At 56.1% G+C, this 14,948-nt stretch carries 9 protein-coding genes; 2 read left to right on the top strand and 7 right to left on the bottom strand.

Annotated elements, in window-relative coordinates:
• Positions 1-28: 28 nt before the first annotated feature.
• Positions 29-472 (bottom strand): nucleoside-diphosphate kinase, encoded by a 444-nt coding sequence (ndk, locus tag ET33_RS11745; RefSeq protein WP_036681052.1) that lies wholly within the window; start codon positions 470-472, stop codon positions 29-31.
• 231 nt (positions 473-703) lie between these two features.
• Positions 704-3,364, bottom strand: coding sequence for a pyruvate, phosphate dikinase (ppdK, locus tag ET33_RS11740; protein WP_036681050.1), 2,661 nt, complete (start codon positions 3,362-3,364; stop codon positions 704-706).
• 394 nt (positions 3,365-3,758) lie between these two features.
• Between ppdK and ET33_RS11735 the strand changes: the two genes are divergently transcribed.
• Complete coding sequence (locus tag ET33_RS11735; RefSeq protein WP_036681048.1) at positions 3,759-4,478, top strand: O-methyltransferase; 720 nt, start codon at positions 3,759-3,761, stop codon at positions 4,476-4,478.
• Positions 4,479-5,057: 579 nt separating this feature from the next.
• Here ET33_RS11735 and murA read toward each other — a convergent pair.
• Entirely contained in the window at positions 5,058-6,350 is a 1,293-nt protein-coding gene (gene murA / locus ET33_RS11730) for a UDP-N-acetylglucosamine 1-carboxyvinyltransferase (RefSeq protein ID WP_036681046.1), read from the bottom strand.
• Positions 6,351-6,379: 29 nt separating this feature from the next.
• Positions 6,380-7,096 carry an FHA domain-containing protein gene (locus tag ET33_RS11725; protein WP_235206695.1) on the bottom strand — a complete coding sequence of 239 codons (717 nt, stop codon included), beginning with the start codon at positions 7,094-7,096 and terminating at the stop codon, positions 6,380-6,382.
• A 582-nt stretch (positions 7,097-7,678) separates the two neighbouring features.
• Here ET33_RS11725 and ET33_RS11715 point away from each other — a divergent pair.
• On the top strand, positions 7,679-9,610 hold the full coding sequence (locus ET33_RS11715) for a sulfatase-like hydrolase/transferase (protein ID WP_036681044.1): 1,932 nt from the start codon (positions 7,679-7,681) through the stop codon (positions 9,608-9,610).
• Positions 9,611-10,099: 489 nt separating this feature from the next.
• Here the strand turns inward: ET33_RS11715 and ET33_RS11710 are convergent, their stop codons facing one another.
• The 3 genes from ET33_RS11710 to ET33_RS11700 all read right to left on the bottom strand — a co-directional run bounded on the left by ET33_RS11710 (position 10,100) and on the right by ET33_RS11700 (position 14,907).
• A complete protein-coding gene (locus ET33_RS11710; RefSeq protein WP_036681043.1) occupies positions 10,100-11,863 on the bottom strand; it encodes an ABC transporter ATP-binding protein in 1,764 nt (587 codons plus the stop codon).
• The gene (locus ET33_RS11705) at positions 11,860-13,620 is read right to left on the bottom strand and encodes an ABC transporter ATP-binding protein (RefSeq protein ID WP_036681042.1); all 1,761 of its coding nucleotides are present in this window, start codon (positions 13,618-13,620) and stop codon (positions 11,860-11,862) included. The genes ET33_RS11710 and ET33_RS11705 overlap by 4 nt, the downstream gene beginning before the upstream one ends.
• A gap of 204 nt (positions 13,621-13,824) precedes the next feature.
• Complete coding sequence (locus ET33_RS11700) at positions 13,825-14,907, bottom strand: VanZ family protein (protein WP_036681041.1); 1,083 nt, start codon at positions 14,905-14,907, stop codon at positions 13,825-13,827.
• Positions 14,908-14,948 lie beyond the last annotated feature (41 nt).

Here is a 14,948-nt window from a genome sequence, read left to right as displayed (position 1 = left end):
CATTTTGAGGAAAACCATTCTCGGACGGCTAGATCCAGCTTTGCAACGCCCGGTCGTAAGCAAGAAGCTCTCCCGCTTTAAAAAAGTTGGAAATCTCCCGTTCTGCGCTTTCCGGAGAATCGGAGCCGTGAATAATGTTGTTGCCGGTATGGACCGCATAATCGCCGCGGATCGTTCCCGGAGCCGCATCCAGCGGATTCGTCTTGCCCATCATGGCGCGGGACAGCGCAATGACGTTATCGCCCTGCCATACCATCGCAAAAACCGGACCGGAGGTAATAAACTGAACCAGTTCGCCGAAAAACGGTTTTTCCTTATGCTCGGCATAGTGGGTTTCCGCTTGTTCCTTCGTGATAACCATCAATTTGGAGCCGATCAGTTGAAAGCCCTTATCCTCAAAGCGCTGAACCAGCTTGCCGATCAGCCCCCGCTGTACGCCGTCCGGCTTGATCATCAAAAATGTTTTTTCCATAATGTTCCACTCCGTTTTTAAAATGATAGATTGCTAATCTTACACCTGAAGCTGCGTGCATCCCAGTATACCCGTTTCCTTCATTTTCCATGCCTGAGGGGGGGCCGGAACAAGACACAAGAGCGCCGCCTGCACCCTTGCCTATGCAGGCGGCGTGTGATATCGCGCCACGCACCTTGTTGCTGCTTAAGCGCTTCGGCCGGACGTGACGGCTTCTTCCGCAGCCGTCTGCTACACAGCTGCGCTTCCCAACGCCAGCTGCGCCTGCGCAGCGGCGATTCTGGCCAGCGGCACCCGATAAGGCGAGCAACTGACATAATCAAGCCCCACTGCGTGGCAGAAGAAGATCGACTGCTTGTCGCCCCCGTGCTCGCCGCAAATACCGGTCTTGAGCTTCGGCTTCGCGGCGCGTCCGCGCTCGACCGCCCATTCGATCAACGTTCCGACGCCGTCCCGGTCCAGCACTTGGAACGGATTGTCAGGAAGCAGCTTCGTTTCCACGTAATGCGTCAAAAATTTGCCTTCGGCGTCGTCCCGGCTATAGCCGAACGTCATCTGCGTCAGATCGTTCGTGCCGAACGAGAAGAAGTCGGCGTGCTGCGCAATGTCCCCCGCCGTGACGGCAGCCCGCGGCACTTCGATCATCGTGCCGACGCGGTAGCGGAACGTGCGGGCGAACTCGCCAAGCACCTCGTCCGCTTTGCGGGTCACTAGCTCGCGCATCCGCTGCAGCTCGTTGGCATGGCCGACCAGCGGAATCATGATATCCGGCCGGACGTCGAGCTGCTCGCGGAGGCAACTAAGCACGGCGCGGAAGACAGCCTCGATCTGCATCTCGTAAATGTCCGGCAGCACGAGTCCGAGACGGCAGCCCCGGGTACCGAGCATCGGGTTCATCTCGTGCAGCGCTCTGACTTTGCGCAGCAGCTTCTCCAGACGCTCCTTACGGTCCGGGTCCGCGTCCGCCTGACCGTTCAGGCGCTCGCGCTCGACGACCAGCTGCTCCATATTCGGCAAAAATTCGTGCAGCGGCGGGTCGAGCAGGCGAATCGTCACCGGCAGTCCGTCCATCGCCCGGAAAATGCCCTCGAAGTCCTCCTGCTGCATCGGCAGCAGCTTCGCCAGCGCTTCCGCCCGCTCTTCCGCCGTCTCCGCCAAAATCATCGCTTGCACGACCGGCACCCGCTCGGCGCTCATGAACATATGCTCCGTCCGGCACAACCCGATGCCTTCGGCGCCGAAGCTGCGCGCCTTGGCCGCATCCTCCGGCGTATCGGCGTTCGTGTACACCTCCAGCGTGCGGATCTCGTCCGCCCAGGCGAGAAGCTGCTGCAGCTCGCCCGTCAGCTCGGGCTCGCGCAAGCTGACTTCGCCGAGGATGACCCGTCCGGTCGCGCCGTCGATGGAAAGCGCATCGCCTTCACGTACCGTGACGGTTTCTCCATCAGCGGTCGTCACGGCAAAGGCGCGATCCGTCAAGCGCAGCGCTTCGCAGCCGCAGACGCACGGCTTGCCCATCCCGCGGGCAACGACCGCCGCATGGCTGGTCATGCCGCCCCGGCTGGTCAGTACGCCTTCGGCGGCCAGCACGCCGTGAATATCCTCCGGCGTCGTCTCCGAGCGCACGAGGATGACTTTGTGCCCCGCGCGGGCCCATGCCTCGGCCGTATCCGCGTCGAACACCGCGACGCCGGAAGCGGCTCCCGGCGACGCCGGCAGGCCGGCCGCCAGCACATGCAGCGGCTTGTCGGTATCGATCGCGCGGTGCAGCAGCTGATCCAGATGAAATGGCTCGATGCGATTGACCGCTTCGCCGGTATCGATCACGCCCTCGCGTACCAGATCGACGGCGATTTTGACCGCAGCTTGGGCCGTCCGCTTGCCGTTTCGCGTTTGCAGCAAGTAAAGCTTGCCCTGCTCGACCGTAAACTCGATATCCTGCATGTCCGTGTAATGCCGCTCCAGCTTCTCCGCCGTCCGCATGAGTTGGTCAAAAACAAGCGGCATTTCCTCGCCGAGCTTCGCAATCGGAACGGGCGTCCGCACGCCGGCCACGACGTCTTCCCCTTGCGCATTCATCAAGTATTCGCCGTATAGCACGGGCTCCCCGGTAGACGGATTTCGCGTGAACACGACGCCTGTCCCGCAGTCGCTGCCCATATTGCCGAACACCATCGTCTGAATATTGACGGCCGTCCCTTGCTCGTCGGGAATCTGGTGCACCTTGCGGTAAACTTTCGCCCGCGCATTGTTCCACGAACGGAATACCGCTTCAATGGCTAGTTCGAGCTGCTCCTCCATCTGCTGCGGAAACTCGCGTCCCGCTTCCTTGCGGATCACCGCCTTGTACTCTCCGATCAGCTCCGTCCAGCCTTCGGCACTCACTTCGCTGTCCTGGCTTACATTTAATCGCTGCTTGAGGTGATGCAGCAGCCGTTCGAATTGATACGTTTCGATGTCGAACACGACGTTACCGAACATTTGGATCAAACGGCGGTAACAATCGAACGCAAATCTCGGATTGCCGGTCAATGCCGCAAGCCCTTGCACCGTTTCGTCATTCAAGCCCAGGTTGAGAATCGTATCCATCATACCGGGCATCGAAGTCACCGAACCCGACCGGACGGACACGAGCAGCGGCTTGATCGGATCGCCGAAGCCTTGGCTCTTCACCTGCTCCAGCTCCCGCATCGCTTGGTGGACCTGCTCCATCAACCCCGCCGGAAGCTGCATGACCGCTTCATAATAGGAACGGCACACGTCCGTCGTAATGGTAAACCCCGGCGGCACCGGCAAACCGGCGTTCGTCATCTCTGCAAGATTGGCCCCTTTTCCGCCAAGGAGCTGCTTCAAGCCAGCATGCCCCGAATGAAACGGCACTACACTTTGCATGATTGATAATCCTCCCGTCATTTTAGAACCTACGGTTCGCAGACCGCGAGTACACATATGGAACGTTGTGGATGTTTAATGATGTATAAAACATATCATAGCTTTGTTACGTTGTAAATAGTGTGTAATATTTATATTTAATACACACTATTTATCGCAACATCTGCAGTTCCCGGACCCGTGCGGAAAAGTAACGGCGTCCAAAGAAATAAAGTTAATGGAGAGCTCTTTCGATGACGACTGCTAGGATCAAGAACTCAAAATTAATGAATTTGATAACATATTTTTATATATTTGAAATATTTATTGAAATTTTGTTTATTGAACTTTGCTGTTATTATTCTAAGGGAATTCATAAAAAATTTAATCCGACAATCGAAAGGGGCGATTTAACGTGTTTGTTTCCGATAACAATCAAAACCAACAACTTGGATCTAGCAAGGAGCGGAATAAAAGATGGACGGACGTCGACAGTTACTTCAGTGATCTGCTTATAGCACATGATCCTATGCTCGAGGAAGCACTTCAGAATAACACTGCAGCTGGTTTGCCGCCGCAAGACGTTGCACCGAACCAGGGTAAGCTGCTGCATTTGTTAGCGCGAATCCAACGGGCGCGCACGATCTTGGAAATTGGTACGTTAGGCGGTTATAGCACAATCTGGCTCGCAAGGGCACTGCCTGCCGACGGACGTTTAATTACACTGGAATCCGATCCAAAACACGCCGAAATCGCACGAGTTAATATTGCGCGCGCCGGTTTGTCCGATGTTGTTGAAGTACGAGTAGGTCAGGCACTTGATTTACTACAGGAACTTGACGCCGAAAGCAGATGCTTTGACATGATATTTATCGATGCCGACAAACCCAATAATCCAAAATACTTCGAGTGGGCCCTTAAACTCTCCCGTATTGGAAGCATGATCATCGGTGATAATGTCGTACGCGACGGAGCGGTAGCCGACGCCGACAGTACCGATCCTAGCGTCCAGGGTGTGCGCCGATTCTTCGAGCTTATTGCTTCTGAACCGCGTGTAAGCGCCACGGCAATCCAAACGGTAGGCTGCAAAGGGTACGACGGATTCGCGATAGCTCTGGTTACGGATGACGTATAAATGAAAGCACAGATGAAGGAGTTTGCTTCGTTGAGCTAGGTGAACGATAGTTTAATATACCGCGACAATCTTGGACTTTCTTTTCTCGTCCAGGATTGTCGACGTTTCGATTTCCGTGGCCAGTCTAAAACTGATTGTACGGGGTCTGATGGTTTTTTTCTTTTCACAAGATTACGGAACTGACGTGCGCTATTTTTGTCTCAAATGGCCTTTTTTTAATATAACGAACGTATGTTCCCTTATTCGTGTCGAAACATTTATAGCAAGGTTAAAATCGGGCATTTAGCGCATCTGAGTTCCTCTTTATTTGCAGAAGGAGGTCAAAAAGACGGTTTAGAGGAACTTTCCCGCTTCTATTTTGCTCGCGCTCGATCCGGCCATAAGTGAAAGGAGGCTCCGCCCGGGGCTCCCAGTTGCTCCTAGCGGTTCCTATCTGCTCCTAGCTGCCCCGACGGCTCCCCGCGCCTTCCGGTTATCGACAGATCCTATCGCACAAGTCCGCAAACAGCAAAAAAACCTCTCCGAAGAGAGGTTACAATGAGGCATTTTAAAGCTTGCCCATCCGTTTCTATGATCTTGTCACGCCATCCCGGCAGCCCGGCTATCCTGCTCCGTCTCCCGCTCATGCAGCGACAGTTTGGCGCCCAGCGCGTCGAAGCTGCCGATAACATCCTCATAACCGCGCTCCAGATGCTCCACGCCCGTAATGCGCGTGCAGCCTTCGGCTGCGAGTCCGGCCAGCACCAGACACGTGCCCGCGCGTACATCGGTCGCATGCACCCAATCGCCGACAAGCGGCCGGCCGCCCTGGATAAAAGCACTCTCTCCGCGGACCTCGATCTCCGCTCCCATGCGCCGAAGCTGCGGAACGTGATTGAACCGGTTCGGGTACACCCGTTCCGTGACGATGCTCTTGCCTTTGGCCTGCGTCAGCAAAGCCGTCATCGGCTGCTGCAGGTCCGTAGCAAAGCCCGGATACATCGTTGCGCGAACCCGGGTCGCGCGGATCTGACCCATGCCGCGGGCGGTAATACTGTTTTCGTCCCATTCCATCTCCAGCCCGGCCTCGCTCAGCTTGGCGATACACGCCCCAAGGTGCTCGGGAATGACATCCTTCACGGTCACGGTACCGCCGGTGATGCCCGCACTCATCAAGAATGCCCCGGCGACGAGCCGGTCGGGAATCACGGCATGCCTTCCCCCGTCCAAGTATGGCACGCCCTCGATCCGTATGCGGTCCGTCCCTGCGCCGTAAATGCGCGCGCCCAGACCGTTCAGGAACGCCGCCGTATCGACGACCTCCGGATCGACTGCGGCATGATACAGATTCGTCCGGCCTTGAGCGCGGACCGCCGCCAGAATGGCGTTGATCGTGGCGCCCGACGTCACGGTGTCGAAGTAGATGTCCGCCCCGCGCAGCATTTTGGCCTCAATAATATAGTGATCCTCGCGAAACTCCACCGTCGCGCCGAGCGCTTGGAACGCCTTCATATGCTGGTCGATCGGCCTGGAGACAAAGTTATCTCCCCCCGGAAACCCGACCGTCACCCGCCCGAATTTGGCCAGCAAGGCTCCGGCAAAATAGTAGGACGCCCGGTAAGCGGACGCCTTGCCCGGATCGATGATCGCGCTGTGGATGTAACGCGGGTCCAGCACAATTTCGCCGGATGGGCGTCGGGTGATCATCAAACCGATGTCTTTGCCGATCTGGGCGATCAATTTCACATCGTCGATATTCGGAATGCCCTCCAGCGTCACCAGACCGTCCGCCAGTGAGGCGGCGGCCAACAAGGCGAGCGAGCTGTTTTTAGAACCGGGGATATGTACGCAGCCGTTCAGCGGGCCGGCAGGTTCCACTTCAATCCATCTCATTGACCCTTACCCACTTTCCGATGATGTCTTTATTTGTTATGAAGCTCCAGCACGTATCCGCTGCCGCGAACCGCACTGATGAGAAAGGTGTCTTTGCCGTATTTTTTGCGAATCCGGTACACCAGCGCATTCAATTCGTCCATTGTTACATCCGGAACCCCGTCCTCGCCGACCGAGCGCTCCGGCCATACGGCTTGCTTGATTTCGGCAATCGGCACGAGCCGATTGGCATGATCGTACAACAGCTGAATAAGCAAAAATTCTTTCTCGGACATCGCAATCCGCTTACCGTCAACCACGCATTCCCGTTTTTCCCAATGGATCGTCAGCGGGCCGTGAGGCTCGTCCCACCGCTGCGTTATGCTGAGCGGCTCTAACTCCAGCGTCTGATCGGCGAAAAGATACGAAAAATGCAGTACCGTCATCCCTTTGGCCAGCTTTATGATATCAAACGATTTCAGCGGATACGGTTGATTCGGTTCGACGATCACGCCGTTGATTTCCGTGCCGTGCGTGCTGCCCAGATCGTACAGAACCGCACGCTCCTCTTCTTTGCGGATCACTATATGTTTACGGGAAATAAACGCGTTCGAAAAAGCGAAGTCCGGAGAATACGAGTTCGAAGCCCTCCCGACTACCGTTTCGGCGGCGGTCAGATTCAGGCATGTACCCGAGCGGAAAGGTTCTCCGCGAATCACATAAAGACAAGCGAAAGTATCCAGTTTCGTTCCCTCCGAGTGCTGCACAGCGGTCAAGCGTCGTTGTGCGGTCGATAAAAATAATTTGACCTCCTATCATCATAGCCTATTTCAGCCTTGAAGGAAAATAGGCTTCGCTGACGCAACAGTTATATTTCGGTAATACGAACCTGTCAGGGAAAAACGGACATAAAAAAGCCCGCTTCGCCGAAGGATTCTTACGGGAAGCGGACAGCGGTCCGCGTTTTATTCAAGCAATGTCAACAGCTCGGATACCGGCGTACGAGGCTTCGGACGCGGCACTTTGCCTTCGTCGAAGTAGCCTATGTGGAGCGTGCCGACGATCTTCTCTCCGGGCTTCACTCCGATCGCCTGACGGGAATCCGGGTCCCCATTGTATTCGTTCGTTTTCCCTGACGACGCCGATTTTTCGTTCCCAAGCCAGCAGCTGGAGAATTTGAATAAGCGCGCTGGCCGCAGAAAACGCTTCTTCCCATCGGTTCGGCCGCGGCTCTTCGGTGATCGCCAGCTCTACAATTCCCCCTGATGCGCCGCACTATATACAAGACGAAGGTCCGTGGTATAATAGCACTACTTTAACGAAAACGCATTCAAACGGGAGATCCGCCTATGCCTTTGTTACTTCGCCTTACGGCTTTGACCTGCGGCTTGTTTCTTCTTATTATTTTACAAGCTTCGGGCTATATTCGACCTCCCGTCCCTCTGCCGCCGCCCGAGATTGAAATTCAAACCGAGTGGTCGCCCGAAGAGCTGCAAAAGCCCCCGAACATCATCATCCTGCTGAGCGAAGCATTTTGGGACATCACTCAAATCAAAAGCCTGCAATTCAGCGAGGACCCGGCTCCGATGTTCCATGCGCTGCAGGAGAAATTCACCCACGGCACGCTGCTTTCCCCGATGTTCGGCGGCGGTACGGCCAACGTCGAGCTGGAAGTGCTGACCGGACATTCGATGCGCTTTTTCCCGGAGGATTCCACTCCGTACGAGCAGTACATCAAGCAGCCGACCGCTTCGCTGGCCAGCCTGTTGTCGGGTCAAGGCTATACGACGACGGCGATCAGTCCGTTTTACCATTGGTTCTTCAACAGCTCGGAGGTATACAAGCATCTCGGATTTTCGCGCTTCATCAGTCTGGAATATTTCAATCCGGACGAGTATGTCGGCCCTTACATCGGAGATCATGCCGTCGTGCGGCGCATCATCGAGGAGACCGAACGGAATCCCGGCCCAGACTTCATTTTTGCCAATACAATGGAAAACCATTATCATTACTGGCCGGGCAAGTTTAAAAAGAACCATATCGAAGTGAAAGGCAATATGTCCAACGCGACCACAGGCATTGCCGAGACGTATGCACAAGGCTTATCGGGCGCCGACCGGGCGCTACAGGAGCTGATTGTGCATTTCAGCAGGGTGAAGGAGCCGACGATCATTGTTTTTTTCGGCGACCATCTCCCTTCCTTGGAAAAGCTGTTGGTTTATAAGGAATCGAAGTACATTAGCGGCGAGGACGACCCCGACTTCTTGGAGAAAATGCATAACACTCCCGTCGTCATTTGGAGCAACTATTTGCCGAAGGAAGCGAAAGAGGAGCTGCACATGAGCCCGTCGTTTCTGGGGCCATACATTTTGAATCTTGCGAAGCGGCAGGGCAGTCCGTACACGGACTTTTTGTCCGACCTGTACCGAAAAATGCCGGTGCTGCCGCCGAAAACATATTATGAAGCGATGAACATCGACGTGAATTTGGTGCAGCAGTACGAGGCTAGGCAGAAGGCGATCCTGGCGCTGGAGAAGCAGGCAGCCGCAAGCAGCGCGACGGCTAGCCCAGGTAGCGACGGCGTGGCAACTAGCGGTGACGGCGTGGACAGCGGCGAAGCGAATAGCGCGACCGGCATATCCGAGACGGCAGACAGCAGCACAAGTGGCGCGGTAGGTACTAGCGACGCGAATAACTCAGCTGTAGGTACTGGCGCAACGGGCGGTGACGGGAGTAGCTCAACGGGCATGGCCGGGACGGCGGACAGCAGCACAAATGGCGCGGCTGACAGCGGTGACGCGAGTAATGCAGCCGTAGGTGCTGGCGCAACGGGTGGCGACGGGAATAGCTCAACGGGCATCGCCGGGACGGCGGACAGCAGCACAAGTGGTGCGGCTGGCAGCAGCGATACGAGTGATGCAGCTGTAGGTGCTGGTGCACGCGTCGATACGAAAGGGATGCCACCGTTTATCCTCGGCTACGGCGAACCGCTAATCGAACGGGTAAGCCCTGCTTCCTTAACCGTCGGGGGCGATGCTTTCGGAAGATCGCAGCTTACCATACATGGCGGAAGATACGGCCTTGGCAGCACCGTCTTCATCAACGGCGAACCGCAGCAGACGACTTGGCAGAGCGAATCCTCACTTAGTGTGAACCTGCCGAAGGCACTGACGACTAATGCCGCAACGCTTGACGTTCAAGTACGCGTCGTCGATTCCAAGAACCGGGTGCTGGCCGCCTCGCGAATCATAAAGGTGCCCGTGCAAGAGAAGAAGCATTGAAAAGCCGAAGATGCGTCATCCCTTTATGAATGGGATGGCGTGTCCCCGGCTTTCTTAATTAGTCGATCATACATTCTCTCCTGAAATCATGCACCTGAAATAGCAACATAAATAGCGCACCCGAAATGCTCTATCGGAGGCAAATCGAGCCGTCACAAAATCTTAGCGGAACTCAGATGCTCTACTCTTGTCGAAATTTCTCACCACCTGCCCAAACATGGCATATAGCGCATCTTAGTTCCTTTATTTCCCAAGGCACCTGTTCCCTCCAACAATTAGCGGAAGTACGATGCTTTATCTTCCATGTTACTGCAAAACAACAGAGAAGCCGATGTCCTTGAAAAAAGACACCGGCTTCTCTATCACTCTGAACGCCCGAACGTTCATACCCTTCCGCACTGTAGAAGCCTGTCGACTCCTGCGCTTGCCCGGGAAATGGACAAGCCGCAGCGGCCTCCCAACAAGCACCTAGCCCCCAACCTGCCACTTCTACGCCTCGCCGCGGTGCCACAGCCGCTGCAGCTCCGCATTCGATTCCAGCAGCTCCTCCAGCGTGCCTTGGGCATCGACGCGTCCGTCCTTCAGGACGACGATACGGTCCGCTCGGGCCAGCGCCGCTTTGCGGTGGGAGATGACCAGGCAGGTCGCGCCTTGCCGCAGTTCTTCAAGCCGCTCCCACAGCTTCCCCTCGGTATCGACGTCGAGCGCGCTTGACAGATCGTCGAAGACGAGCAGCTCCGCGTCGCGTACGAACATCCGGGCGGCTGCGGTACGTTGGGCTTGCCCGCCCGACAGCTTCACGCCTCGCGGCCCGATGACCGTGTCGAGGCCATGCGGCAAATACCCCAGATCCTGCTCCAGCACGGCGGAGTGGATCGCCCGTTGGAGCTGCTCCGGCTCGGCTTGCATGCCGAGCAAAATATTGTTCTCCAGCGTATCGCTGTACAGCCGCGGGATTTGCGGCGTATAGGCGCTGCGCGGCGGAATGAAATAGTCGTCCGGCTTCGCCACAGGCTCCCCGTTCCAGCGAATAGCTCCCGCCTGCATGGGCAGCAGCCCAAGCAGCGTGCGCGCCAGCGTCGTCTTGCCGGAGCCGACCCGCCCGGTAATGACGGTGAACGAACCGCGCGGCAGCGTCAGGTCGATCCCTTCAATTCCCCGGCCTGTTTCGGGATAACGATATGTCAAGCCGCGTACTTCCAGCATCTCCAAGGTCCGGCCGCCGACAACCGCAGCCCCTTCATCCATCTCCGGCAGGCTTCCCCGCAAATGCAGCGGATGATACTCCGTCAGCCTTTCCTCGTCCGTCCCTTGCAGCAGCGTTACCAGACGGTCTTTTGAAACCGTGCTTTGCTTAAAGTAAGTCATGAACTTCCCGAAGTTTTGGATGAACTGAGTCACGAATGTAAGGTAATACACGAACAGCGCGAAATCGCCGACCGTAAAGCTGCCGTCCCGCATCGATTGCGCGGCCAGCAGCAAAATCAATCCGGTGCCGAAATTAACCGCGTTGGAGAAAATCGATTCGAGCGTCGTGCTCAGCAGACGATCCTTCAGCATCGCTTCCCGGCGCTGGTCGTTCAATCGCTTGAAACGGCCGATGACCCGGTCTTCCGCGCCTGCTACCTGAATCGACTGCACCGTAGAGAACATTTCGCTGATCGCTCCGGTAACTTGGCTTGTCGCTTCCCGGCTCGCCGCCCGATATTTTTGCAGCATGGTCGTCGACAATTGAGCGATCGTCACAACAACGACTAATGGCAAAAACACCCACAGCGTCATCTCTGCGTTAATGCGAATAAGAATGTAGCACGATACCGCAGCGAACAGCGTCATCCCGAACGAGTCCACCGACCAGCTGACCGTTTCCTCCACCTGCTCGACATCGTCCCGGAACGAGCTGATCGCCTCGCCCGGCGAGATCGGAATCGCCCGCGCTCCCGGTTCCTTGAGCACATGCCGCAGCAGATTCCGGCGCAGCAGCGCCGCGACGCGGAAACGGAACTGTACGTCCGTGATAAAACCGAACACGATCAGCACAACCCGTGCCAATGCCGCCAGCAGCAGAAAGAGGACCAACGTCCAAATGCCGAAGCTGTAAGCGGAATGACCCGACAGCTCGTCGAAAAACGCTTTCGTCACGAGTCCAGGAACGATCGGGGCCAAATAAATCAAAGACCAAGCGAGCGCGTTCAAACTATAAAGCCCCAACCGGTAACGCGTAAGCCGCCATAAAAAAGAAAAGGTCGTCATACTAGCATTTCCTCCATTCCGACCTTCAGCATCCGGCTGTAGCGGGAATCCGGATCGGCCCCGAGCCTTGCCCGGTCCCCCTCCTCAGCGATACGACCGTTGTCAAGAATAAGAATGCGGTCCGCCCGCTGGATCGTCGCCAGCCGGTGGGCGATAATAATGCAGGTCCGGCCTTGCAGCAGCCGGTTCATTGCCCGCTCGATCCGCTGCTCGGTCGCCGGATCCAAACGAGAAGAAGCCTCGTCGAGAATGACGAGTCCCGGATCGGACAAGAACACTCGGGCAAACGACAGCAGCTGCGCCTCGCCTGCGGACAATCCACCGCCTCCGGACTCCAACATCGTATCCAAGCCGCCTGGCAGCGAGCGAAGCCACGACTCCATCCCCAGCTCCCGCAGCACCTGTTCCACCCGTTCGTCGGAGATCGTCTCGTCAAAGAACGTCAGGTTGTCGCGGACCGTCCCTTGGAACAGCTCGATCGACTGGGTCACCATCCCTACCCGGCTGCGCAGCTGCTGCAGCTTCGCCTCCCGAATATCCGTCTCCCCGAGAACAATCCGCCCTTCTCCCGGATCGTAGAAACGCAGCAGCAGGCGCGCCAACGTCGTTTTGCCGCTGCCCGTCCGGCCGAGCAAGCCCAGCACCTGCCCCGGCTCCAAGCGGAAGCTCACGTCCTGCAGCGTCGGGCTATCCGCCTCGTAGCCGAAGCGGACACCCTCGAATGCCACGGACAGCGCTCCCTGCGGCACCGGCGTACCCGGTCCGTCCTGAATCACCGACTGTGTCTCTAGCAGTTCCTTCACCCGGACGATGCTGGCGTCCGCCTTTTGCAGATCCTCCATCTGCGTGCGGATTTGTTCGATCGGTTTAGCCATTAGCTCGGTGTAATAAAAAATCATGTACACGGTACCGAGCGTAATCGACCCCTTTTTCCACAAATAAAAGCTCAACACAAACGCAACCGCGTTGCCGATCGCAAACACGATCAGGGTCGTGATCCACATCGACGCCCAACCGAAAAACGCACGCACACGGACCGGCAGCCATTCGCGCAGCAGCTCGTGATACCGGCGCATCACATACCCGGTTGCGCCGTTGGCCCGCGTATCCTCCGTCCCTTCCAGATGCTCGCCCAAAAAGCCGTAAAATTTCGCGCTCACCTGTCTCAGCTTCCCCCAATAAGGCACCGCAAACTTACGGATATACTGAATGGAGATTATCGCGAACACGACAAAAAAGAGCATGCCCGCACCGATCAGCCATCCCTCCCGGAAAAGGAGCACCAGCATCCCCGCCACCAGCACGAGATTGCTCAGCAGCGTAATGACAAAGCTGGAGAAAAAGTTGGACAAATTGTTGATATCCCCATCGACCCGCTCAATGATCACGCCGGACGTTTGCGACTTATGAAACGTCATATCAAGCTTTAAGCAATGATCCGCCACATCGCCGCGAAGTTGATTGGTTGCCAGCCATCCGACATTCGCGCCTACATAAGTCGCGGCCACGGCAACAACTTGTTGAATCAAGGTGACGACAATGAACAGACCGCCTGCGATAAGCAAGGGCCTGGTGCTTGACTGGGACTGCGCCGTGTCGATGAAATAACGGATAATTTGAGGGTTCACCAGCTGCATGGCAATGCCGCTTACGAGCAGTACGGCCAGCAAAATCATGCTTTTGCGCTGGGACTTCAAGTAGCGGCTCAGCAAGAGGGCGTATTCACGAACCGGTATTTTTCGTATTGCTTTCTTCAACCTCTCCGTCCCTCCTTTATCGTACAAACATTCTACCACAGGAAACACTTGTTCGGCCATCCATTTCCAAAAGAAAAAACAATTATAACCAAATTTCCAACCCCATCGGTAGCCTAAGCGTTCGATAAGCCCCAAACGAAAAAGACGGCCGCGCGGTGCCGTATTCAATAACGGCGCCACAAGGCCATCTTCACAACCGGGTTTCTACGTGATCGAATGCTTCGTCTCGCTCCACCGCTCGTAGAACAGCATCCGGTCCCGCCGTACGAAGCAGAGCAGCGCATGGATGCCGAAGACAAGGTTCAGCAGCCCTGCGACGAGCAGCAGCGGGATCATCACCATCGAAGGGAGCTGGTTCATTTCGCCGCTGATAAACAGCACATTAGGACCGCCAATCCCAAAATACAGCGAAACGTAGCGGACCAAAAGCGCGTGCAGCGTCAACCCGCCATCCCTTCCGTCCAGGCGAATGCGCACAACCCGCTTGCCCAGCGTCCTGCCTTCGGTCAAGTATGGCACGACGACAAAATAGAAGAGGACGGCTCCAGCGAGCGGAAGCAGCATATGCCGTCCCAAGAAAAATAGAACGAACGGCGACAATACCGCCCAATCGATCAGCCACGCGACAAAACGGCGGGTGTAGCTGACACGCGTCACGGACAGATCGACGCCTTCGTCCAGCGTATCGCTTTTGGGCATAAAGGCCGTCAACCATGGAGCTATCGCATAACCGACCAGACCGCCTGCCGTGTTAAGCATCAGATCGTCCACATCGAATAGACGGTAGGGGCAATCGTAAATGCCGTACAGCCCCGTTCCCTGCGTCACTTCAAAAAACAGCGACACAAGAAACGTCGTAACCGTCGTCCGCAAAATGCGGCGCCGGAAATAATAGCGCAAAAACACGCCCAGAGGGACGAGCAGCAGCACATTGAACGCCACTTGCAGTAACGCCCGTTCCCCAAACACCTTAAGATAGGTTGCCGGATTGTTCCACTGCAGACCCGTTTCCCGCAGAAAATCGCGGACAAATTGGAACGGTACCCATTGATTGAACGAGCCCGTCGTTCCGGTGCAAGTATGCCGGGTATCCGGCAGCGGCAGGATGACCAAGTACAAGGCGCACAATAAATACAGGAGAAATGAATACAGGACAATGACGCGTATTTTATTGACATAGCCGTATTTCCGGTACTGCACGATCAAAAACGGCAGCGTAAAGACGAACGCCAGCAGCGGAAACGTCTGCAGCGCGAAGCCGATTGGAAACAAATAAGCTTGAAGCATTTTGTCGTTCACACCCATGCTGTAATATTTACTAAAAATTA

Source organism: Paenibacillus tyrphae, from assembly GCF_000722545.1.
Lineage (GTDB): Bacteria > Bacillota > Bacilli > Paenibacillales > NBRC-103111 > Paenibacillus_G > Paenibacillus_G tyrfis.
Note: the sequence above shows the minus strand (reverse complement) of the source record. Positions and strands in the feature narration are given on the sequence as shown.